Below are 24,661 nucleotides of genomic sequence, written 5' to 3'. Positions count from 1 at the left end.
TGTACCTTTGTGCCCGCATTTGGGTAATGAGATATTATCCTGTATCGTATATAATCTGTAATTGAATAATAATAATGATAACAGTTTCTAATCTAGGGATTCAGTTTGGAAAAAGAGTACTTTTCCAAGACGTGAATCTTAAATTTACAAGTGGCAATTGCTATGGTATAATCGGCGCTAATGGCGCAGGGAAATCTACACTTCTCAAAATACTTAGTGGCGAAAAAGATGCTACAACCGGAACATTTTCTTTAGGACCGGGTGAGCGTCTCTCTGTATTGTCTCAAGATCACTTTGCGTTTGATGATCAAACGGTAATGAACACGGTTCTGCAAGGGCACAGTACGCTATGGAATATTATGCAAGAAAAAAATACTCTGTATGCCAAAGAAGATTTTTCGGATGCAGATGGTATCAGAGCATCGGAGCTTGAAGAACGATTTGCCGAACTTGAGGGATGGAATGCAGAGAATGACGCAGCAATGCTACTTAGCGGACTTGGCGTAACCGAGGATTTGCACTATCAGATGATGGGCGATATGAGCGGTAAGCAAAAAGTACGTATTTTGTTAGCACGTGCCTTGTTTGGCAACCCTGACAACCTGCTTCTCGATGAGCCTACCAACGACCTTGATATTGAAACTGTAATGTGGTTGGAAAACTATCTAGCAAATGCAGAGAATACAATATTGATTGTGTCGCACGACCGTCACTTCTTAGACTCTGTGTGTACACATACTGTAGATATAGACTTTGGTAAAGTAACTATGTTTGCGGGTAACTACAGCTTCTGGTACGAATCGAGCCAATTAGCTTTGCGTCAGCAACAACAACAGAATAAAAAAGCTGAAGAAAAGAAAAAAGAACTGGAAGAATTTATTCGTCGATTCAGTGCCAATGTAGCCAAGTCGAAGCAAACTACCAGCCGTAAGAAGATGCTCGAGAAGCTTAATATTGAAGAAATTAAGCCATCGTCTCGCAAATACCCGGGAATTATCTTCACACCTGATCGTGAGCCCGGAAATAAGATATTGGAGGTAAACGGGCTGAGCAAATCGATAGAAGGGAAAGTATTATTCAACAATGTCAGCTTCAACATAGAAAAAGACGACAAGGTTATCTTCCTTTCGAAAGATCCTCGTGCAATGACTGCATTCTTTGAGATAATAAATGAGTATGCTAAGCCTGATGCTGGAACATTCAGCTGGGGACAAACTATTACCAATGCTTATCTACCATTGGATAACAGTGATTATTTTAAAGAAGATCTGAATCTGATCGACTGGCTATCACAATTCTCTGATGATACAAGTGAGATCTATATAAAAGGATTTTTGGGCAGAATGCTGTTTTCGGGTGAAGAAGTACTAAAAAACACAAAAGTACTCTCAGGAGGCGAAAAAATGCGCTGTATGATAGCACGCATGATGCTAAAGAGCGCAAACTGCCTTGTTCTCGATTCACCTACGAACCATTTAGATTTGGAATCGATACAGGCTTTCAATAATACACTCATTCAGTTTAAAGGGAATGTATTGATGGCGTCGCACGACCACGAATTTATACAAACCGTCTGTAATCGTGTAATAGAATTGACACCGAACGGAATTATCGACAAGATCATGGATTATGATGATTATATCACTTCGGAGGATATAAAATCATTACGAAACAAGATGTACAAATAATTAACATATAACTAAAAGCGATAATCCGAGATGGATTATCGCTTTTTTATATCAATACCGACCTTAAAAAAGGACAATAAACACGAAAAACTTATCATTTTTCCATTTCATTAACACCTTCGTGTATTTTTAACATAACTACTATCGTTAATATCAAATATTTGCCTATATTTGTATTGGCTACAGATGTGTAGCTAACACACAATAGTAAAATTTTGCCAATAATGTGGCATAAATATATATTTTCCTGTTTATAAAGATAGGAAAATGATAGAATATCAGGAAGGAGTTATTTAGGGTGTTCTGGGCATTTGTAACCCCCAATATCCGAGTAAGTCTCCTTATTTATTACCGACCTTACAGATTTAAATTTCCGCTTGTGAAAGTGGATTTTGGATAGCGCGGTTATTGGGTATAACTCCTTTCAGATATTATTATAATCCCAAAATATCTAAAAGTTATACTTGATACGGAAAAAAAGTTCCTATATATCTTTTCTGTGCAAAAAATCACGTTCCATATATTTTCAGACTTCTACTTATTGGATATTATATATTTATCAAATAAAGACAAAACATCACTAACATCCGTGTTAATACTAAAAAAAATAGGCTATCCCTTACAAGACAGCCTATTAAAATTTATATTTTGTATTTGTTTACTTCTCTCCTTCGAGCATAGAATCTCTATAACCTAAGAAATACAAGATACCATCGAGACCTACATTGGATAAAGATTGTTTCGCATTTGCTTTCACTTTTGGTTTAGCATGAAAAGCAATACCTAGTCCTGCAATATTCAGCATAGGAAGGTCATTGGCTCCATCTCCTACTGCTACAGTCTGACGAATATCAACCTTTTCTACCTGTGCTAACAAGCGAAGCAACTCGGCTTTACGTTTACCATCCACTATATCGCCTACATAATTGCCAGTCAACTTACCATTTTCAATCTCCAATTCATTTGCATAAACATAGTCGAAACCATACTTGTCTTTCAGGTAATTTCCAAAATAAGTAAATCCACCGGATAATATAGCGAGCTTACATCCGCTCTTCTTCAATATGCGGATAAGGCGTGTCATTCCTTCTGTTACAGGCAAATTCTCTGCAATATCCTGCATAACAGACTCATCCAAACCTTTCAACAGGCTTACACGTTTCTTAAAGCTTTCACTAAAATCTATTTCTCCTCGCATAGCGGCTTCGGTAATAGCTTTTACTTCATCTCCCACTCCTGCACGCTCGGCAAGCTCATCTATAACTTCGGTCTGAATCAATGTAGAGTCCATATCAAAGCAAACCAAACGACGCATACGGCGATACATATTTTCTACCTGAAAAGCGATATCAATACCCATATCATCCGCAAGTTTCATAAAGTCATGCTTCAGGGCATCTACATCATCTACAGTTCCTCTGATTGACAATTCAATACATGAACGGCTTGGACGCTCCGAAGCAGCCAATGGAACACGGCCTGTCAGACGTATTATCTTTTCGATATTTAATTTATGTTTCTGACTCACCTGTGCTACAGCCGAAATATGAGAAGGGTCTAAAACACGTCCCAGAACTGTAACTATATATCTATTCTTTGTTCCCTGAAGATTCACCCAGCGGGTATAATTATCCTTACTGATGGGTGAGAATCGGATAACAACACCCAACTCTGTAGCTTTAAAAAGCAAATCTTTTATAACGTCTCCGGCATTCGTTGCTTCAAACATAATTGCCAAAGAAAGAGAATGATGTATATTAGCCTGCCCTATATCAAGTATATTGGCATTGTGATCTGCTAAAACTGCAGTTAAGGCTGCAGTAACCCCGGGCTTATCCTCTCCTGACAAGCTCGCCAGGATTATTTCAGATTCTTTCATATATAAATATTAAGCTATGCATTAAAACTTATTTGGTAAAGAATTCAATTCTCTCCAAGTAATTTTGTCTCAGCAGATATCACTTTCTCAAATTCGAATTGATCTACAATCTGCTGCTTGAGTATATCAATACGATCATTGCACAGGTTACCAATACTACCTTCATGCGTATGATGTACTTCTTTATTGTGACTAAAATTCCCTTTTTCTATTTCCAGCCCAACTTGCTTATAAGCATCACGGAAAGGAACACCCTCCAGAACCAGTCTGTTAACTTCTTCGACACTGAATATCAAAAGATATTTAGGATCATCCAGTATATGTTCGTTTATCTTCACTTCACCCATCATTCGCGCAACCATCTGCAAACAATCATTCATTTCCTCAAATGAAGGAATAAACAACTCTTTTATAATTTGCAAATCTCTGAAATATCCGGATGGAAGATTATTGGTAATCAACGTTATATTGTTTGGCAAGCCTTGCAACTTATTACATTTTGCCCGTGTAAGTTCAAATACATCAGGATTCTTCTTGTGAGGCATTATGCTCGATCCTGTAGTATACTCGTCAGGCAATTTAATAAATCCAAAATTCTGACTGTTGTATAAACATGAATCATACGACAATTTAGATAATGTTGCAGCAATATTAGCTATGGCAAAAGCAACTACACGCTCCATCTTACCACGTCCCATCTGTGCATAAACAACGTTATAATTCATGGAGTCAAAACCTAACAAATCGGTTGTCATCTGACGATTGAGGGGAAATGAAGATCCATATCCTGCCGCCGATCCGAGTGGATTCCGATTGCATATTCGATATGCAGCCAAGAGTAACTGAAGGTCATCTACAAGACTTTCAGCATAAGAACCAAACCATAGTCCAAAAGATGAAGGCATAGCTATCTGCAAGTGCGTATAGCCGGGCATGAGGATGTTTTTGTATTTCTCACTTTGCAGCAAAAGAACATCGATCAGTTTCGTAACCGAATTTACGAGAGAATGAATCTGATCACGGGTAAAAAGTTTCAGATCAATCAGTACCTGATCGTTACGGGAACGACCACTATGGATCTTTTTACCGATATCTCCCAGCTTACGGGTAAGCATAAGTTCTACCTGAGAATGCACATCTTCGATGCCATCCTCTATTACGAATTCGCCGGAAACTGCCTGTTTATATATTCCTTTCAGCTCTTTGATTAAAACAGCCTGTTCTTCTTTTGTCAACAACCCAACAGACTCTAACATGGTGATGTGAGCCATAGAGCCTAAAACATCATAAGGAGCAAGATATACATCCAACTCCCTGTCTCGTCCAACGGTATAAGACTCTACATCTTTATTTACTTGAACGCTTTTTTCCCAAAGTTTCATTGGCTATTCCTCTATTCTTCCTTTATTCAAAATATCAGCATAAGGTAAAGCAGAAAGGCTTTCGGCTACCTTATCTAATCCTGCCTGCAATGGTTTAGAAACCATCGGCTTCAAGAAAGGATTCAAATCAGCTTTAATCGTGAGCTTCATCTTAGTTTCGTCATCAGCCGAGGATTTTAATTGTATCCACATTGTGACATCAAAAGGCAATTGCTCTGCCTGAAATTTTATTGTTTTATTGGGGTCACGTTCAACCACAACAAAACGTATTTTTCCGACCGGATCAACAGTAACAGTACACGAATCCTGATCAAAGGACAAATCTTTGACCATATTCTGTGGTATCTCATCTTTAGCCAGTTCCAGATTGTTCAAATCGGAAAGCACTGTATATATATCCGCATCAGAATGCGGAATAGTTTTTACTTCACTTACAAATTCAGCCATTATATATTATGGATTATTTCCAATCTGCTGGAGACTTTCTCCATTCCTGTAATGTATCCAGATCAGACTCGGCGATATATTCTATGCGTAAAGCCTCTTTTAGGACAGCATCGTAATCGGTAAGAGTAATTAGCTTCACATCAGCTTTTTTGAAATTTTCTGTTGCAACAGGAAAACCATATGTAAAATTAGCAACCATTCCAATTACCTCAGAGCTATCGCGACGAATCGCCTCTACTGCTTTAAGACTACTCGATCCTGTAGATATAAGATCCTCTACGACCACAACCTTACTCCCTGGTTTCAACTCACCCTCTATAAGATTTTCCAATCCGTGATCTTTAGGTGTAGCCCGTATGTAAACAAACGGTAAACCTAATGCATCAGCAACTAAAACTCCGGGTGCGATAGCTCCTGTAGCAACTCCTGCTATAGCATCAGCCTCCTGAAAATTTTCGAGAATAAGACGAGATAATTCGGTTTTAATAAAAGTACGTATGCGAGGATACGATATCAACTTACGATTATCACAATAAATAGGTGATTTCCATCCTGACGCCCATGTAAAAGGGTTTGAAGGTTGCAGTTTAATAGCCCTAATACTAAGTAATTTTTCAGCGGTCAGTTTCTCTAAAGTGTCCATTTTTGTTTGATATAAATAACAACAATCAATATTATTCGGTTACAAATATACAATTAATAGAAATAACAAAAGAAATTATACCATAAAGAAAATATGAAATAAAAATAAAGAACGTTTTATAACGCAAAAAGGAGCTACTAATGAAAGTAACTCCTTTTGTATAGAAAGTCGTATTGGTGGATATACCGAAACTCCGTAAAACAGGATTTGAGTGCTTCGATTCCTTTGTAATCCACCGCGCTAAGCAACCCGAAGGTGTGGCCCGCCATTAGAATCAAAAGCTTGTCTCGGTCATTTTTTAATTGATGAGCTTCCCAATCGACCAACACGACTTAAATCTTTATATCAAATATATGAATATTTATCCTTCACTCCAAATAAAACTTCAATATTTTACTTGTTTTTGCTTCGTACTACAGCCACATCCGGAACATCCGCAGCTACCTTTTTGCTCATTCTTAGAAAAAAAGAATCCGTAAATTTTAAACAATACAAGCAAGGCAACAGATAGGCCTATAATACCAACAATAATTTCTTGAAACATATATTTATCCTCCGTTTCTGAAAACAAAGTTACATAAGATAAAAGAAAGTTGACGTTAAAGAGAGGTTAAAAGACATAAAAAAACTCCAAGCAAGAGCTTGGAGTTTTCTAATATATATTCCTAATACCCTTTATTTTGAACCAAATTTTTATTCTTTTGAATATCTGAATTTGGAATAGGTAAAGTAAATAAGTCATTCGGATAACTCATCGCAGGTGTTGATACCGAACCTCGACCTGCAGGGATTCCTTTTTCACTACGGAATAAATCAAAACTTGCATGCCCTTCAAAGCACAACTCTCTTCTTCTCTCAGCTAAGATAAAATCCTTCAATTCAGTCCATGAAGCAAAGTCTGCAGATTTAACCTCAGATGCTTTAGAACGAGTTCTTATTTCATTTATTAAAGAAATTGCATCAGCATTTACTGTTTTTGATTTATAAACTAATGCTTCTGCTTTATTTAATAACACCTCCGCATATCGTATTATTGGAGCATTATCATATGATAAACCACGATATTTTTCATTCCACCATGCACCATTTTTATCAAGAGCTAATAATTGAGTCTTTCTTGTATCCGTATCTTCAAAAGAACTCACAAACGTAGGATTAACCTGAATATCTGCACGTCCAAGCTGGCCATAATGTTGACCAAGAGAATTATTCGTATTTGGGTTATCCCCCTTATTATGAGCGACAAAAAAGACAATCTCCTTACTTCCTGTTATAAGAGCCGTAAATACATCAGCCTTTTGATCTTTAACCAATTCGTATGATAAAGCACCATCACTAGGACTTATAACTTTATTAGCATAAGTTATTGCATTATCCCAATCTTTCTGATAAAGATACGCTCTTGATAATATTGCTCTTGCAGCAGCTTTTGTAGCCCTAAAAGCATTTTGATATGAATCATCGTATGAACCTGGGAGATTAGTTTCAGCGTATTTAAGATCATCAACTATAAACTTATAACAATCTGCAACAGTAGATCTTGTTACATTAAGACTTTCCGTAAAAGCTGTACCTCCATCATATGCTTTAGTGATCAATGGAACACCTAAGTCTCCAGCTGTAGTATATTGTTGCCCGTAGAAGTTAAGAAGGTATAAATAACATATAGCTCGTATAAATCTAGCCTCACCTGTATATTTTAAATATAAACTTTCATCTACTAAGTTTTTATTAGCCTCTATACCTTCTAAAAATACATTCGCTTCATAAATAGTACGATATCCCCCTTCCCAATTATCAGACGCATATCCATCTGTTGATGTCATAACGTATGTAGACAGAGCATTAAAATATGATACGGGATTTACATCTAATCCACGGACATCTACATAAATCTGAGCACGTCCACCTAAAAATTCTGCATTCTGCAGCGCATCATACATACCAATCGCAGCTGCATCAATTTTCTCCGCAGAGCTCATTATTTGCTCGGGAGTCTCACCCATGTAGTATGGATTATCATTCACTGCATCATATTGGCAAGAATTTAACCCCACTACACATATAAACACAGATATTGCTTTATATATATTTCTCATAATCAAAATTTTAAAAGATTAAAAGTTCAAATTTAATCCTAATGTAAACGTACGTGGATAAGGTACAGATCTATTATCGTATCCAACCCTGTAGTTACTGTTTCTATTAGTACTTAGCTCCGGATCTGATCCGCTATAATCTGTAATAACAAAAAGATTAGTTGCTCTAGCATAAATTCTCAAAGAGGTAACGCCTAACTTTTTGATAACATCTGAAGGCAATGTATAACCTAAAGTAAGATCTCGCAATCTTAAAAAATCACCTTTTTCTAGGAAACGATCTGACATTCTCATTGAAATTGCATCTGCATGATATAATCTAGGCACATTTGTTTTTTGACCTGGAGTAGTCCATCTATCTAGAATCTCTGATATATTATTATTAAGATTATTAGTCATCAAACCCTGTGCGGTTGCATTATAAACATAATTTCCACCAGCAAATTGCAAGCCAAAAGAAACATCCAAACCTTTATAAAATAAAGAGTTATCAATATTACCATACCATGTAGGAGAACCCGTTTTATCTGACAGATAATAGTCATCTGCGGTTAAAGCACCAACAGTCTCACCTTCGGTATTTGTCCATACTTTTTTCTCTGGATTATACCATTTTATATTACCATCTTTGTCATAATATCCAGCCTCTCCATTATCAGGATTAACACCAGCCCATTTATACAATTTATATGATCCTAGTGGATAATTTTCAGCTACGACATAAGGTAACTCCTCAATATTACCTGAAGAAGTAAGTTTTTTGACATTATTCTTAACTGTAGTCAAATTAAACGCAGTAGTCCAACGAAAATCAGTAGTTTGAATATTTGTGGTGTTTATCTGCAACTCAATACCTTTATTGGTCATTTCTCCAATATTTGTTGTAATATACGCATTGGGTATACCTGTATATAGAGGGACAGGAGCATCAAGTAACATATCGGAGATATTTGTAATCCAGTAGTCAAATGATACATTTAATCGTTGATTAAGGAGTAATGCATCCACACCAAAATCCCACTTTTTAACTGTTTCCCATTTCAAATCACGGTTACCCACTTGAGACATACTTACTCCATTCAAGTCGGCATACTGACCACCAGCGTACAATGTACGGCTAGCATAAGGTCCTACATTACTATTACCAACAAGTCCCCAACTAGCTCTCAGTTTTAAGTCATCAAATATTTTTGATTCCAAATTTTGCATAAAACTTTCCTTAGATAATCTCCATGCGGTAGAAACTCCAGGAAATATACCCTTCCTATTATTAAGCCCAAAACCTGAATAATAATCCATACGAAGCGAACCCTCTACATAATATCGTTCATCGTAGTTGTACGACGTGCGACCAAAATATCCAGAGAAACCTCTAGAGTTTTTTGTTCCTCCCGTATATTGATCAGTAAACAAACCATCTAGAATTTCGTTATATGTACTAAACACAAAATTACCAGCACCAGCATACACATCTTTATATGCTCTCTTTTGATATTCTAATCCAGCTGTTAAACCAAGGGAATGCAACCCGAATTTTTTATTATAGTTTGCATAAGTTTGCCAATTCCATTGAGTAATCCAAACTATATTATCTTGAACTAATCCGTTATTAGATCCTTTCCAACCAAGCCCAATCAAATCAGGGTGACTGTATTGATCCTCAAAGTTATTCAGATAGTCAATACCAATCTTACTTGTTATTTTCAATTCTTTTATTGGAGTAATCTCAATAAAAGCATTAGCCAATACTCTTTCGGATGTATTTTTATTTCTATTTAGACTTGCTGTAGCCGACGGGTGATAAAATCTGTTTCCAAAAGTATTAGACCCATTATACGAATACAAGTTATTTCCAGCACCTAAAGCCCCACTTGCCAAATAATAATTTCCATTTAATCTCTCCGGCACATTGGGTGGCGCATTATAGCCTGAAATTGTTACACCGGCTAAATATCCATCAGACAAAACTCCATCATTGGCCGTTTTAGAATAAGCAGTAGAAATACCAACCTTTAGCCAATTTGTAGCCTGAGCTTCAGCATTAACGCGAACACCTCCTCTAACCAACTTATTTCCAATTACAATACCCTCTTGCGATGTATAGTCAGCAGAAGCATAGTAGTTTGTTTTCTCTGTTGCATGCGACACTGATAATTGATGATTTTGTTGAAAAGCGGTACGGAAAATAACGTCTAACCAATTGGTTTCATCATATTTTCTTTTATCATCAGGGTCATTCAAGTAAGATTTGTTTGCGAATAATACCCCTTGTCCAAAACGATTTTGAGATTTTTCATTTTGGATAGTAATAAAATCGTTTGCATTTAATAAATCTGGTGTTTTTGCGGCTTTAGCCCATCCTACATAACCAGCATATGCAACTTGAGGTTTCCCTATTTTCCCTTTCTTTGTTGTTATAAGTAAAACTCCATTAGCAGCTCTTGACCCATACAAAGCGGCAGCGGCAGCATCTTTCAAAACCTCTATAGATTCAATATCATTCGGATTAACTGTAGCTAATGGATTGAAACGAGTACCATTACCACTATTAAACACATTCAAGTTAGTAGTTTCAGTAACAGGAACCCCATCTATTACTATTAATGGCTGAGATGATAATGAAACTGAATTTGTTCCACGCACGCGAATACTAGTACCTTCGGCTAATAAACCTGAAGCCATAGATATTTGAACCCCTGCCATTTTACCAGATAGCGCTTGGTCAAAACTTTGCACTGGAAGTTGAGCAATCTTATCTCCTCCGATAGATGTTTGAGCACCAGATATCGAACTTTTTTTGACAACGCCACCGAAAGCTGTAACTACAACCTCATCTAAAGCTTGCTCATTACTCTGTAAAGTTATTCGCATATTTTGCGAAATTTTAGTCTCAACTGATTGCATACCAACTAAAGAAAATACCATTGTATTTCTTCCTTGAGGAACATTAATAGAAAAAGCTCCATCAACATCTGTTATCGTACCAATAGTTGTTCCTTTTACAACAACCGAAGCTCCAACAACAGGCTCACCAATATCATCTAAGACAATACCGGTAACACGAGTTGTTTGGGCTGTAATAAATCCTATGCTTATAAATAAGCAGGATAGAATTAACATCACTCTTTTCATCATACAAACACTACTTTAATTTCTAAATTAAAACCCCATCCCGATGCTAACACTTTGATGCAATATCAGACTTTTTAGCATCAGTTTGTTTTTTGATATACAAAATTAGGCAATTTTCACGAAAAAACAAATCTTAGATTAAATTATACAAATTTTGTCATTTTGAAAGAACAAACATAATTAAACACAGATTTACAAACATATACAAGTAGCACAAATGTTAAATAAATTACATATTGAAACCATCCAGAAGCTATACACCAAAAAAACACTAAAAAAACACGCGCTTTATTCTTTCGAAAAAGCAGATTTTTAACATTTAACCACAACTTTTTCAAAAAAAAGAAAAGAGCAACAAAAGCCGCCCTTTACATATTATAATTACAACAATAAGAAACAATAGAATAAAAAAGAAAGAAAACATCAGAAAATCAGAACAAACATCCAACTTGATACACTACAAAAGAAATAAGCCAGGCTAGTAAAGTTGTGTAAACAATACTAAAAACACCCCATTTCCAAGAGCCGGATTCTTCTTTTATAGCAGCAATAGTTGCGACACATGGAAAGTAAATCAGCACAAAAAGCAGCAAACTGACAACTACCAATGGAGTAAATGTTGTGCTTCCATCTGCTTGCTTATCTGCTAAAAGACGAACTTCCAGCGATTCCTGATCTTCAGAGCTACCCGTATACAGTACACCTAAGGTACTCACCACAACCTCTTTGGCCGCCATACCTGAAAGAAGACTAACACTTATCTTCCAATCAAAACCGAGAGGCCTCATCACAGGCTCGATAGCTTTACCTACACGACCAATATACGACTCTTCTTGATGTTCTGTATTTCTACCCTCTTCTATTTCTTCGATTTGAGCACTCTTTTCTTCATCACCCAGCCCTTCTTGCTGCTCAACCTGAGTTATCATATTATCATATTTCAACTCCCGTTCTTTGTCTCGTGGAAAATAACCCAAGAACCAGATGATAATAGATGCAACCAAAATAACACCTCCCATTTTCCGCAAATACTGCTGAGATTTATCCCACATATGTATAGTCACCGACTTAATTGTAGGCATACGGTAAGGAGGTAATTCCATTACAAATGGTGTATCTTCCTTCGGGAAAAGAAAACGCTTAAATAAGCGGGCAGAAATCACAGCCAATAGAATCCCGGTAAAATACAAACCAAACAAGGCAAAGCTTGCATACGACTTAAAGAAAACTCCTACAAACAACAAATACACAGGCAATCGTGCACTACAAGACATAAACGGATTAACCAACATAGTTATCATCCGACTATTACGGCTTTCGATAGTTCTTGTAGCAAGTATCGCAGGCACATTGCAACCAAATCCCATAACCAATGGAATAAAAGATTTTCCGTGCAATCCCATTTTATGCATCACCTTATCCATTATAAAAGCTGCCCGAGCCATATAGCCGGAGTCTTCCATAAAGGAAATAAAAGCATACAGGATCAATATATTGGGAAGAAAGACGATAACACCGCCAACACCGCCGATAATACCATCAACAATTAAGTCTTTAAGCATACCGTCAACCATATTTCCTCGGATAAAATTACCGAGTACTGCCACCCCGTTTTCAATCCACTCCATAGGATATCCACCCAAACGGAATGTACATTCAAACATCACCCACATAAAAAAGAAAAACACAGGGAATCCAATATACTTATTGGTAACCACTGCATCTATCATCCGGGTTACGTCCGACTCGAAAAGCTTTTCCTTGAGTGTCTGTTTCAGCCCTCCTGCCACAAAACCATATCGGGCATTCGTCAGCACGGATTCGGTATCTTCTTTTAGTGTATCTTCTATATATTTAACCTCATTGTCTCTCAGAGCATAGATATCCGCAGCATTTGACAATGAACCGACATAGGCATCTACATCTTTATCTTTTTCCAACAATTTTGTTGAAATATAACGGCGAGGGAAAATCAACGATGTTTCTTTTTCCTTTTCAAGAAGTATATTGAGTTTGCTTATTGCATTTTCTACAACATTACCATAATATATATGTACACGTCGAACGATAGGTTCTTTCTCTTCATAGACACGTATCACCGCATCGAACAGATCACCTATACCTACTCCCGTTTTAGCAACTGTAGGAACAATAGGAATACCAATCATCTGAGACAGGCTCTGATAATCAAATTCGCTACCCGTTTCTAATAGTTCGTCATACATATTAAGAGCGATCACCGTAGACACCTCCATATCGATAAGCTCGGTAGTCAAATACAGGTTTCTCTCAAGATTGGAAGCAGCAACAATATTAATAACCACATCGGGTTTATCTTCTACAATATGTCGTCTTACAAACAATTCCTCCGGAGTATATGCCGAAAGCGAATAAGTTCCGGGCAAGTCTACAACTTTAAAAGTATAGCCTCCATGCTTAAACTTTCCTTCTTTCGAATCGACGGTTACCCCACCATAGTTACCTACATGTTCGTGAGCTCCGGAAGCAATATTGAAGAGGGAAGTTTTTCCGGCATTAGGATTACCTACCAATGCGACCCTTATTACTTTTTTCGAATCGGAATTCGGTTTTCGCAAAGATGTTACCACATCTTCCGTGGTGGAATAATAACCTAAAGATTCGTTCGTCGCAGAGTGCGACAGATTCTCATCCCTTACTTTATGTGAATCAGGATATATAACTTCGATTAGAGCAGCTTCGCTTCTTCGGAGCGAAACCTCATAATCCATTATTTTATATTTAATAGGGTCTTTGAGGGGAGCATTTAATATCACCTTTATGGTTTTTCCTTTTATAAAACCCATTTCGAGAATACGTTTACGAAAAGCACCACTTCCATTTACGCGTACAATGACACCTTTCTCTCCCGTGTTCAAATCAGATAAAAGCATACTAAAAATCTTTCACTTAATTAGAGACACAAAGATGGGCATTTTTTATATAAAAAGAGAAGGAAAACTGACTTTATTTAGAATGAGTATAAAAAAGAACCTTTCCCTAACAAGAAAACAAGCCTCACCAACACAAGCAAGAGCACCACTCACCACAAGCCACATCGCAATGAAAATCATCTGATTAATAAAAAAAAGGAAAAAGATAATCCAATGCTCAAGAGGAGCGTAATCAATGACAAAACCCCAAACCTACTTTCACAAGCAGATAATGAGATAAAAACACTTGTTAGTTTAAAGATAAGAGTCATTGCAGGATAATAAATGCCCAATAAATCCTTCGTCACTCCTCTCTTGCATTGGAATATATTGTATAAAGTACTTTAAAGATCAGAATATAAAGGAAACTCTTATTAGCATAATTTATTACTAATCTATAACAAATTTATTAAAAAAACTGGCTTTTTATATTTAGCAGTAAATTATGTATAGCTCTTTTTTATTTACATAGATGGCATTTGTACTATTCCACAGCCTTCTAGGAGTTTGTAATAAAGCTCTCCCTTTTAATTTTCACAAAAGTAAAGTAATTTTTATATTCTGCAAAAAGAATAAGCCCATTTTATAAAATTTGAATACAGAATGAGTTAATCTATTTCACTATATTTGCACTCTATTTTAATAATAGCGCTGTGATTTATCCGGAAAACTTTGAATATAAAATAGGATTTGACAAAATCCGCCAACTACTCATAGCAAAATGCTTAAGTCCACTGGGGGAAGAAAAGGTTACCAATCTGGCCTTCTCTTCTGATTATATACATATATCAGAATCGTTGTCTCAAACCGAGGAATTTATGCGCATCATAAACGAAGAAGACAACTTCCCTACTAATTATTTTCTTGACGTGAGGCATGCTCTACGCAACATACGGGTAGAAGGTACATGGATAGACGAAGCAGCCTTATTTGATTTACGAAGATCGTTACAAACAATACGGGACATTGTTCTTTTCCTAAAAAAGGAAGAGGAAGAAAATACCCCTTATCCATACTTGTATGCATTAGCCGGAGAAGTTGCTATATTTCCCCAGCTAATAAGTAAGATTGATAATATCCTAGATAAGTTTGGGCGCATAAAGGATAATGCATCCGCTGAGCTAAGCCGCATACGAAAAGATATAGCACATGTTTCGAGCGGGATATCTCGAAGCCTTAATGCGATCTTACGCACGGCTCAGAACGAGGGGCTTGTAGAAAAAGATGTAACTCCCACCATGCGTGACGGACGTCTTGTAATACCCGTAGCACCGGCATTTAAGCGGAAGATAAAAGGGATTGTACATGATGAGTCAGCTTCGGGCAAAACTGTATTTATAGAACCTGCCGAAGTAGTAGAAGCCAACAACCGCATAAGAGAGCTGGAAAGTGAAGAACGCAGAGAGATAATAAAAATACTGGTAACATTCACCGATATACTTCGCCCGCTGGCAGCAGACATATTGCAGTCGTACGAATTTCTCGCTACAATCGATTTCATAAGATCTAAAGCTACATTTGCCATCGATCTGGACGCTATAAAACCAAGCATAGAAGACAAGCAGATTATAAGGTGGTATAGAGCGAAGCACCCTCTGCTATTTATTTCTCACAGAAAACAGAATAAACAAATTGTACCTCTCGATATAGAACTAGAGGAAGACAATCGCATTCTCATTATTTCAGGACCAAATGCAGGAGGTAAATCCGTTTGCCTAAAGACAGTGGGACTACTTCAATATATGCTACAATGCGGAATACCGATACCTTTAGCAGAAAATTCGAAAGTAGGGATATTCAACAATATATTTATAGATATAGGTGACGAACAATCTATAGAAAATGATTTGAGTACATACAGTTCGCACCTAACTAATATGAAGTTTTTTGTAAGAAACTGCGATGAAAAAACAATCTTACTTATAGACGAATTTGGAGGGGGAACCGAACCGCAAATCGGTGGCGCAATAGCAGAATCCCTGCTTAAACGCTTTAATGAAAAAGAGTCTTTTGGTGTAATCACAACTCACTACCAAAACCTTAAACATTATGCAAATGAACATAAAGGTGTTATCAATGGGGCAATGCTATACGATCGCCACCTGATGCAACCGCTGTTCACTTTATCTATCGGCAACCCCGGAAGCTCTTTTGCAATAGAAATAGCCCGAAAAATAGGTTTGCCGGAAGATGTAATTGCCGATGCTTCTGAAGTAGTAGGCAGTGACTACATCAATATGGACAAATACCTCCAAGATATTGTCAGAGATAAACGATATTGGGAAACTAAACGCCAAAGCATCCGTCAGAAAGAAAAACGGCTTGAAGAGATTACCACAACATACGAAACAGATCTGCTGAGTGTCGAAAAACAACGGAAAGAGATACTCCGTCAGGCTAAGGCTGATGCAGAAAGGGTTTTATCTGAGGCCAATGCAAAAATAGAGAATACGATACGTACAATTCGAGAATCGCAGGCCGAGAAGGAAAAGACAAAGCAAGCCCGATTGACTCTCAACGAATTCAAATCGTCATTAGCAGACGAAAAAAATTTCTCGGATGATAAGATCGCTAAGAAAATAGAGAAGTTAAAAGAGAAAGAAAAAAATAAAAAGAAAAAAAGCGAACAACCCAAAGAGATTAAAGAACAAATAATCGCTATTGGAGACAATGTACGCATCAAAGGACAAACTTCAATCGGACAAGTACTTGATATACAAAAAGGAAGTGCTACAGTTGCATTTGGTATGATCAAATCGACCGTAAAACTCGAAACGCTTGAATATATAAGTAAAAATCAAGTAAAACGTGAAAACCGCAGCACTACAATCAGCGTAGCAGCCAGCGACGATCTCCGAGAGAAGAAACTCAACTTCAAGCAAGATATAGATGTGAGAGGTATGCGTGGCGAAGAGGCACTGCAAGCAGTCATGTATTTTGTAGACGATGCAGTGCTCGTAGGGGTTTCTCGAATACGAATATTACACGGAACGGGAACGGGAGCACTAAGACAGATGATACGAGACTATCTCCGTACGGCTCAAGGTGTGCGAAATTTTCAGGATGAGCATGTACAATTTGGAGGAACAGGAATTACTGTAGTAGACCTTGAATAATAAAAACAGAAAAGCAAAAGGATAAAGAGATGGCAAAAACCGCAATATTGATAGGAAGTACCGGATTGACGGGATCACATCTAATGAGAATATTATTAAATAGTGACATCTACGATAAAACGATATGTTTTGTACGTCGCGAGACTAAAATATCGCACCCCAAACTGGTTCAGCATATCGTAGACTTCGACGACGTAGACTCGTATAAAGATTATATGGAAGGAAACGATATGTTTTGCTGCTTGGGAACGACCATCAAAAAAGCCGGAAGCCAAGAAGCATTCAAAAAAGTAGACCTTACCTACCCTCTTCAATTTGCAAAGGTAGCTGCTGTGAATGGCATAAAGCAATTCTCAATTATATCAGCAATTGGAGCTAATCCGGAATCGAGCAACTTCTATTTACGCATAAAAGGCAAGTGCGAAGAAGAGCTAAGGAAATTGCCGTTCCAGTCTATATCCATATTCAGACCATCGTTGTTGGAAGGTAACAGGAAAGAATTCCGCTTTAGAGAAAGAGTACTAAGTTTTGCGATGAAAATATTCTCCATATTTCTTACAGGCAAATTAAAGAAATATCGTCCGATCAAAGCGAAGGATGTAGCTGAAGCCATGTACAGAGTTGCTCAACAGAATACAGTAGGGCTTCATATATACCGTTCGGACGAGATAACAGATATTGCGAAATAAGGTTTCACTTCCGCATATCTTAACACCTAACTAGTATGAAAAAGGTTATCCTATTCTGCTTACTCTCGATCTCTTTTCTTCACCTTTTTGGACAAGATGTTTCTTACACAAAAAGCGACATTGCCGGACGATGGGTAGAAGTAAAAGAAACTGACAAGCCGGGGCAATATTCAGAGACGGAATATCCTTATATATACATATTCAAGGATGATTCTACTTTTCATTTAGGTGAATCGATGGACGGAGTCATTCTTTTCAATATTACAGGAAAGTATTTGATTGAGAATAACAGCATCGATATTACTTATTTTGAATTTCTACAAAACAACAATACGAAAAAACTTACACCAAAAAAATTGTCGTTACAAATACGATCCATCAAAAACGGAATAATGACACTATACGTTTCCGATTATGATTTTTCTTATCCGCTCATATTAAAGAGGCAAAATTTGAGTCGACAAAACCACATTAACATATCTATGCACTAATTTACAAAAAAATACATTTAATCTATTCATAGAGGCTAAAACGATAGAATACAATTAAATAAAGCAAAAACAAAGCTATACATTTCATTCATTTGCAGATATTATTATATCTTTGCACAGCAAACAGGCATAAACTATACAAAACGTTCTCCAAATGATAATGACGAAAAAACTACTTTGCATTTTTCCCTTAATATGTACTATTATAGGATTAAGCAGTTGCAACAGCGATACTCCTGACAAACCGGATACCAATACAGAAACAATTACTCCATCCGACCTTACTAAAGATGATTTATTGGGCACATGGGAAATATATAACTCGGAGAAACAAGTAATTAAAGTCAAAGAAGATGGGTCCGAATCGGCATATCCAAATTTCAGATCAGTAGATTATGACGGATTTATAAACAAGTTCTATATAGACTCGAAAGGCGTTTACACATTCGAAAACTCAAATGTACTGGATGAGCTTATAGATAAAGGTACTTACGATGTAAAAGATGGTCTGATCACCATGAATGTTACACGACATAACGGGAGAGATACTTCTTTTGTAAATACCGAAACAATCTCTATATTTTATAAAAACAAGGAGGCTTTTACGGTATTCAAATACTTTACGGTAGATGGCTATAAGATCAGAGACGGCAGATCGATGAGAAATATAGAAAAAGCACCGAATATACATCCCAATATGGAGAAAGTAGATGTTAAGGGTAAATATAGCAGCCTACTCGGAAAATGGGAAGTATATGATTATCAGCTATTGGCTAATGGGGTATACGACGCTACTTATTCGAAAGAAACACTGGCTAAGCTGAAAGGCAACACATATACGTTCAATGATGAAGGAAATGGAAAGACATCTGTAAATATAGATTTCCGTGACCCGGATAATGATGGAGTACGAATCACAGGTAAATATCCCGTAAAAATCGTTGACGACATTGTTTATTACTTTGTAGATAATGCAGTTGATACACTTGGAAATTATGTACCCACAGCACCTTTTCTTTGGGTTACAGACTGGAAAAAAAGAACAGATTCATCTACGAATAAAGAGTTTGATTCTTTCGTTAGCTTCAACAAGTTCAGGACTGATGCCAGACCCGATATAATATACGAAATGAGAAGGTTTCTCAGAAGGATAGATTAAAAAGCATCTACAACATACATACACAAATTATAGAAGAACAGGCAAACTTACAGTCCTGTTCTTTTATATTTTAGAGACCTGTCTCCTCCTTGCTTAAAAACTAAAGAGTCGACAGTTAAAGTGTATATATCAAGCTTATTATCGAATATAGAATCTTTATACAACATCAGTGTAAAATTATGTATTATAAAGGTATAGTCCGACTTTACAAGCCCGACAATTTCTTGCGTACACTTATTTCCATTAAAGTATAAATATACATCTTGCTGATTCAGGTCTAGGCTTGCCGAATCGTTTCTTTTCGATTCCACAGCCACAAGCTGCCATTTTCCTTGTATCATCTGGTTATTTACCTCATCGCTATTGTAGGGCTTGCAACTAACCAAGAATAGGAAAGTAAAAATAAAACCTAAAAGGCTTATCAATCTAACAGACATTCGTTCCATGTTTACCACAAAAAAACAAATTATTTTTCATTAACGAGACATTCGCTCCATAAAAAGTCAGAATATTCTCATTGCTTTTACAAAATCCTGCTATATTTGTTCAACTGATTTTATTTATCTTATTTAAATACCTTTAAGCACAAGTTACGTATGAAAACAATAGGGAATATAATATGGTTGATTTGCGGAGGCTTTATGATAGCCATCGAATACTTCATTTCCGGATTTGTTATGTTATTGACCATCATCGGCATTCCCTTCGGACTACAAGCTTTCAAGCTGGGAATACTTGCAATATGGCCATTCGGGAGCCATGTTGAATCGAAAGACTCTGCTCCGGGCTGCCTCAATCTGGTGATGAATATTATATGGATCATAATCGGAGGATTCTGGATTGCCCTTACACACTTGTTCTGGGGAGTTCTTCTCTGTATCACAATAATAGGCATTCCGTTTGGAAAACAGCATTTTAAACTGATACATCTAGCTCTTGTTCCTTTCGGAAAAGAAATCAGATAAACCCCAATCATCAAAACAGCTCTATCCCATCCCGATAAGTCTTAAATTTCAGCTCGGGCAATAATTCGTTTCTCATACGACGGGTATCACCATAGTATGAAACCATCCCTATTTTGACAAAGTCTACGGTGAGAGGGCTCTGTGTGCCAAACAAAGATGAAAACAGTTCCGACCCTTTTGCTGCAGCCATTATCATCCATACAGGCATACGCCACGGCTTGCGATTTCCTCTATAAGCAGTAATATCGTCTAAGAATTGCTGTAAGGTTTGCACTCCTTCGTCACCTATGTGATATATCCCTTTGATATCAGGCTTCAGGGCTGCGGCAATAGTGGCATTTGCAAAATCCACTTTCGAAATAAGATGAATATATGTAGGTTTCCGCCACACGCCCAAAAGCCAATGTCGAGCAAACCACTGTGCAGCATCTATCATTAATATCCCTTTGCCATAGACCATTCCTACGCGCAGAGAGACAGCCTCTATGCCGTATTTGTCACCATAGCCGAACAAGAGCTTTTCTTCTTCAAGGCGAGTACGGGCATGCATCGATTCGGGCTGTCCATCCAAGTGCCCTGTTGCGGGATTATTGGGAGTACATTCTCCTTCAACATGAGGAAAACTAATCAATATTACACGTTTCACCTTCTGCTGTATAGCTCCATCGAGTAAGTTTTTAAAGTATAGAGTGTTTGTAGTTGGCAAAAACTTTTCGGGATTAGCCTTAAACAAAACCCCTGCAAAATGTACAACCACATCAACTCCGGCTAATACGTCTCCCAATGTTTTGGGGCTTGCCAGATCAACCCGAAACACAGATACATTGTTCTTACCTTTCAGATTCTCGGCTACATCTTTTTTGTGTATCAGCAAATTCAGGTGTACATTTTCTTTGTGTTGAAGTTCCTGAGCTAAGAGCCCTCCTAAGTTTCCGGCAGCCCCGGTGATAGCAATTTTCTTCATTGTGCAATTTTTGTTCGAAATATAAATATATGAAATATTTCCCCATGTTACAGAAACAGATAAAGCTGTTTACACAAAAAAAAGAGATAACCATACGATTATCTCTTTCTTTATATTATAAAACAAACGGAGTTAAGCCTTTGCTGCATTTGCTTTAGCCTTTGCTTCTATTTCCGACAATTCGTTCGCCAACTTTCCTGCCACTTCGCCGGTAACTTCATTTATTTTTTGTTTTCCTTTTCTTACTTCTTGCCTTGCCTTTACGCCTACACGCAAAGCCTTACTTTTGCCTACAGCCAACCCATAGTCTAGCTCAGACTTCGCTTTATCCGTAGCGCTGTTTACTCTTGTGCGTAATTCTTCTCTTGTTTCCTCATCGGATAGTTTCAATGCTGCATATACACCTAGTGCACCTACAGCTAAACCTAAAATAAATCCCTTCATAATGTGCTGTAATTTATGTGTTATATAATTCTATTATTAACAAATATAAGATATTTATAATGATAACAATCAATTAAATGCATTTGTTTACTTTAAATAACTTGTATATTCCTTTTTTAGTATAGTTAAACACAATGAATAAAGCCTGATATTTGAATTAAGAAAGTTTATAATGCAAAACCATTTTATATAGATTCTGATTATTTTTTCCTACCTTCAACCCCTCTAAAGCAGTATATTGATGAAACATTTACTTTTTTGTTTTTCATTCTTAACTATCTTGATGGCATGCAGCACTCAACCTACATTAGAGGGGCGTTGGGCTGTAGAAATGGAACACAACTGTGACACTGTCATTATAGTAAACGGAGATACCATCGTAGCTCCGGAGTTGAAGATAGACCGAGATTCTATGTATCTGGAAATAAAAACGAATGGTCTTGTCAGCAAAACAGAATGCTTAGGCTTTTATAGGATCAACAACAATCTCATTACCGTTACGGATAGAATGGGGAAACAAAGGACAGAAACGTTTGTGCTAAAAGACGATGTCCTAACCATTTTAGATAAGGATGACCCCAATAAGATTATAATGAGGCTGGTTCGTATCAGAGAGAAAGAATCGAACTGACGCTAAACCACATTCGGTAAAATCCTATTATCAATCATCTAAATCACTTTCCGTAATCGCAAACAAAGAAGAAAGTGTAATCACCTACAGTTTTGGCATTCACCTCTAGCCATCTCAGTTTATCTTTGGATGTGACTGTTTTCTGAATCAGTTTACCTGACAAGTCATAATCTTCTACAGATAAGACTCTAAAGCGTCTGTTTGAACAATCGTACATACTATAATAAATACAATAACTGAAATCGTTCCATTTCTCCGCCTTTTCCGGCTTTTTCATCGCCACATACCTGTCTCTTATTTTATCCACATAGGCCTTACGAGCTTCGGTAGAAGTGTATATTCGTTTTTCGTAGGCGTAAGACACTGCTCCGTCTTGCTTCAGATTGAGGGTGTCTGTATAGATTTCCATATCTTCGGTTACGGCTACATTGTGCCAACCATAAATACCTGCTCCCACCTGACGGGAGGTCTGACAAGCCGAAAAAGACAATACGGCTATAATTGCGATTAATATATATTTCATCCTCATTTTTAATTTAATGCACATTAGTAATATTCTTTATAAAATAACAGGGGCGTATTTATAAATAGAAAATGTAAACTTACAAAATAAGCAGAAAGTAATACCAGTCTTTGATCTAATTCTCTGATAAAATAGTTTTCAACATCAGGTTTACATATCATTTTTTATCTAATAATATTATTATCTTTGCTATGATAAGATAAGCGAAACGAAAACATTGCATTGACAAAACATCTTTGCTGGAAACTCTTTAGCGAATGTATGTATCCATACATTTCTTTGGATTTTTAATTTTATAAATTAATAATGAAATATATATCAATATTCTGCGGCTCGGCCTCAGGTTCAGATAAAATCTTTGCAGAACAAGCAACCCTACTCGGAAAAACAATCGCACAAAAAGGCTATGGCATTGTATATGGAGGTGCACACGTAGGGCTTATGGGATATGTAGCCAATGGCGCACTAAGCGAGGGTGGAGAAGTAATAGGTGTTATACCCGAATTTCTGAAAAGCAAGGAGTTGGAACATACCAACCTGACAGAGATTCATATCGTAGAAACAATGCACCAACGCAAAGCCTTAATGAACGAGATCAGCGATGGAGTTATCGCTCTAGCGGGAGGATACGGAACCTTAGACGAATTATTTGAAATGCTTACTTGGGCTCAATTGGCATTACACAAAAAACCGATAGCAGTATTGAATACCAACGGATATTATGATCCGCTTATTACGATGTCGAAAACAATGATCAAAAATGGTTTTCTAAAAAATGAATATCTTGATCTTTTGTTGATAGATGGTAATATTGGCAGTTTGCTGAAAAAAATGGAAGATTATATACCTCCGGCCAACGACAAATGGTTTGAAGTGAAATAATCCTTCAATCTTAATATACAAACTAAACAAAACACACCTTAGTATGAAAAAGTATTTATTCATTGCAGTGGCAATGCTGGGATCAGTTACAATTGTAAATGCCCAGACGGTAACAAAACGTATTGTAGAAAAGACAAATAAAGGAGACTCGAAAACGCATTACAATTATTTATTACTGGATGCCGTCAATTACAGTGATGCAGCATACTCCAGATATGAAAAATTGGTGCAAGATGTGTGGGATAAAAAATCGAATGCTAACCTCACGAAAAACAGAATAGAAACTCTGGAGGAAATCGATAAATACCTGACGACCGTAAAAGAGACTCCGATATACAAAGGGGGAGAGAGTTACCAACTGGCAGTACTGGCATACCTCAGTGCTGTAAAAGATAAGGTTATTGCGCTGGAACATCTGGGAACATTGGGTGATGATGCGAACACCGACGCTATAGTGTACAACAAAGCATCGGCTAAGTTTACAGATATATCGAACGAAGCTATTGACCTGAGAAACAATGTTAGAGATAAAAAAAGCGAATACGAAAAGACATTCTATATACAAAAATAAAACAA

The 24,661-nt window shown here is 36.9% G+C and carries 20 protein-coding genes; 9 read left to right on the top strand and 11 right to left on the bottom strand.

Annotation, left to right across the window (positions count from 1 at the left end; translation table 11 throughout):
- Nucleotides 1–74: 74 nt before the first annotated feature.
- Nucleotides 75–1,688 (top strand): ABC-F family ATP-binding cassette domain-containing protein, encoded by a 1,614-nt coding sequence (locus PKC55_RS01330; protein ID WP_324371523.1) that lies wholly within the window; start codon nucleotides 75–77, stop codon nucleotides 1,686–1,688.
- 658 nt (nucleotides 1,689–2,346) lie between these two features.
- Here PKC55_RS01330 and serB read toward each other — a convergent pair.
- The 7 genes from serB to feoB form a co-directional block, all read right to left on the bottom strand.
- A complete protein-coding gene (gene serB / locus PKC55_RS01325; protein WP_135104923.1) occupies nucleotides 2,347–3,567 on the bottom strand; it encodes a phosphoserine phosphatase SerB in 1,221 nt (406 codons plus the stop codon).
- Nucleotides 3,568–3,611: 44 nt separating this feature from the next.
- Complete coding sequence (gene argH / locus PKC55_RS01320) at nucleotides 3,612–4,949, bottom strand: argininosuccinate lyase (RefSeq protein ID WP_324371519.1); 1,338 nt, start codon at nucleotides 4,947–4,949, stop codon at nucleotides 3,612–3,614.
- 3 nt (nucleotides 4,950–4,952) lie between these two features.
- Entirely contained in the window at nucleotides 4,953–5,396 is a 444-nt protein-coding gene (locus PKC55_RS01315; protein WP_291127857.1) for an SRPBCC family protein, read from the bottom strand.
- 13 nt (nucleotides 5,397–5,409) lie between these two features.
- Nucleotides 5,410–6,039: an orotate phosphoribosyltransferase gene (gene pyrE, locus PKC55_RS01310; RefSeq protein ID WP_006843174.1), complete on the bottom strand. Its 630-nt coding sequence runs from the start codon at nucleotides 6,037–6,039 to the stop codon at nucleotides 5,410–5,412.
- Between the two features lie 665 nt (nucleotides 6,040–6,704).
- Complete coding sequence (locus PKC55_RS01305) at nucleotides 6,705–8,138, bottom strand: RagB/SusD family nutrient uptake outer membrane protein (RefSeq protein WP_283685965.1); 1,434 nt, start codon at nucleotides 8,136–8,138, stop codon at nucleotides 6,705–6,707.
- Nucleotides 8,139–8,156: 18 nt separating this feature from the next.
- Nucleotides 8,157–11,273 carry a SusC/RagA family TonB-linked outer membrane protein gene (locus PKC55_RS01300; protein WP_291128310.1) on the bottom strand — a complete coding sequence of 1,039 codons (3,117 nt, stop codon included), beginning with the start codon at nucleotides 11,271–11,273 and terminating at the stop codon, nucleotides 8,157–8,159.
- Nucleotides 11,274–11,701: 428 nt separating this feature from the next.
- Nucleotides 11,702–14,182 carry a ferrous iron transport protein B gene (gene feoB / locus PKC55_RS01295; RefSeq protein WP_291128308.1) on the bottom strand — a complete coding sequence of 827 codons (2,481 nt, stop codon included), beginning with the start codon at nucleotides 14,180–14,182 and terminating at the stop codon, nucleotides 11,702–11,704.
- A 692-nt stretch (nucleotides 14,183–14,874) separates the two neighbouring features.
- Here feoB and PKC55_RS01290 point away from each other — a divergent pair.
- The 4 genes from PKC55_RS01290 (at nucleotide 14,875) to PKC55_RS01275 (ending at nucleotide 19,676) form a co-directional block, all read left to right on the top strand.
- A complete protein-coding gene (locus PKC55_RS01290) occupies nucleotides 14,875–17,337 on the top strand; it encodes an endonuclease MutS2 (protein ID WP_291128306.1) in 2,463 nt (820 codons plus the stop codon).
- Nucleotides 17,338–17,366: 29 nt separating this feature from the next.
- A complete protein-coding gene (locus PKC55_RS01285; RefSeq protein WP_291128303.1) occupies nucleotides 17,367–18,026 on the top strand; it encodes an oxidoreductase in 660 nt (219 codons plus the stop codon).
- Nucleotides 18,027–18,061: 35 nt separating this feature from the next.
- Nucleotides 18,062–18,517 (top strand): lipocalin family protein, encoded by a 456-nt coding sequence (locus PKC55_RS01280; protein ID WP_283685960.1) that lies wholly within the window; start codon nucleotides 18,062–18,064, stop codon nucleotides 18,515–18,517.
- 154 nt (nucleotides 18,518–18,671) lie between these two features.
- Nucleotides 18,672–19,676, top strand: a complete 1,005-nt coding sequence (locus PKC55_RS01275; RefSeq protein WP_291128299.1) for a hypothetical protein — start codon at nucleotides 18,672–18,674, stop codon at nucleotides 19,674–19,676.
- Between the two features lie 47 nt (nucleotides 19,677–19,723).
- Here the strand turns inward: PKC55_RS01275 and PKC55_RS01270 are convergent, their stop codons facing one another.
- A complete protein-coding gene (locus PKC55_RS01270; RefSeq protein ID WP_291128296.1) occupies nucleotides 19,724–20,113 on the bottom strand; it encodes a lipocalin family protein in 390 nt (129 codons plus the stop codon).
- Between the two features lie 159 nt (nucleotides 20,114–20,272).
- Between PKC55_RS01270 and PKC55_RS01265 the strand changes: the two genes are divergently transcribed.
- Nucleotides 20,273–20,641, top strand: a complete 369-nt coding sequence (locus PKC55_RS01265) for a YccF domain-containing protein (protein WP_291128293.1) — start codon at nucleotides 20,273–20,275, stop codon at nucleotides 20,639–20,641.
- A 10-nt stretch (nucleotides 20,642–20,651) separates the two neighbouring features.
- On the opposite strand, the gene PKC55_RS01260 is transcribed toward PKC55_RS01265, so the two are convergent.
- Entirely contained in the window at nucleotides 20,652–21,605 is a 954-nt protein-coding gene (locus PKC55_RS01260; RefSeq protein ID WP_291128290.1) for an NAD-dependent epimerase/dehydratase family protein, read from the bottom strand.
- A gap of 132 nt (nucleotides 21,606–21,737) precedes the next feature.
- On the bottom strand, nucleotides 21,738–22,049 hold the full coding sequence (locus PKC55_RS01255; protein ID WP_296952204.1) for a hypothetical protein: 312 nt from the start codon (nucleotides 22,047–22,049) through the stop codon (nucleotides 21,738–21,740).
- Between the two features lie 241 nt (nucleotides 22,050–22,290).
- Here PKC55_RS01255 and PKC55_RS01250 point away from each other — a divergent pair, with 241 nt between their 5' ends.
- Complete coding sequence (locus tag PKC55_RS01250; RefSeq protein ID WP_291130106.1) at nucleotides 22,291–22,680, top strand: hypothetical protein; 390 nt, start codon at nucleotides 22,291–22,293, stop codon at nucleotides 22,678–22,680.
- A gap of 43 nt (nucleotides 22,681–22,723) precedes the next feature.
- On the opposite strand, the gene PKC55_RS01245 is transcribed toward PKC55_RS01250, so the two are convergent.
- Entirely contained in the window at nucleotides 22,724–23,203 is a 480-nt protein-coding gene (locus PKC55_RS01245) for a surface-adhesin E family protein (RefSeq protein ID WP_291130103.1), read from the bottom strand.
- Nucleotides 23,204–23,509: 306 nt separating this feature from the next.
- Here PKC55_RS01245 and PKC55_RS01240 point away from each other — a divergent pair, with 306 nt between their 5' ends.
- The gene (locus PKC55_RS01240) at nucleotides 23,510–24,085 is read left to right on the top strand and encodes an LOG family protein (RefSeq protein WP_272040719.1); all 576 of its coding nucleotides are present in this window, start codon (nucleotides 23,510–23,512) and stop codon (nucleotides 24,083–24,085) included.
- A gap of 43 nt (nucleotides 24,086–24,128) precedes the next feature.
- Nucleotides 24,129–24,656 carry a hypothetical protein gene (locus tag PKC55_RS01235; protein WP_252636969.1) on the top strand — a complete coding sequence of 176 codons (528 nt, stop codon included), beginning with the start codon at nucleotides 24,129–24,131 and terminating at the stop codon, nucleotides 24,654–24,656.
- Nucleotides 24,657–24,661: the final 5 nt, after the last annotated feature.

The sequence above is a fragment of the Dysgonomonas sp. genome (assembly GCF_035323175.1).
In the GTDB taxonomy this organism is placed as follows: domain Bacteria; phylum Bacteroidota; class Bacteroidia; order Bacteroidales; family Dysgonomonadaceae; genus Dysgonomonas.
Note: the sequence above shows the minus strand (reverse complement) of the source record. Positions and strands in the feature narration are given on the sequence as shown.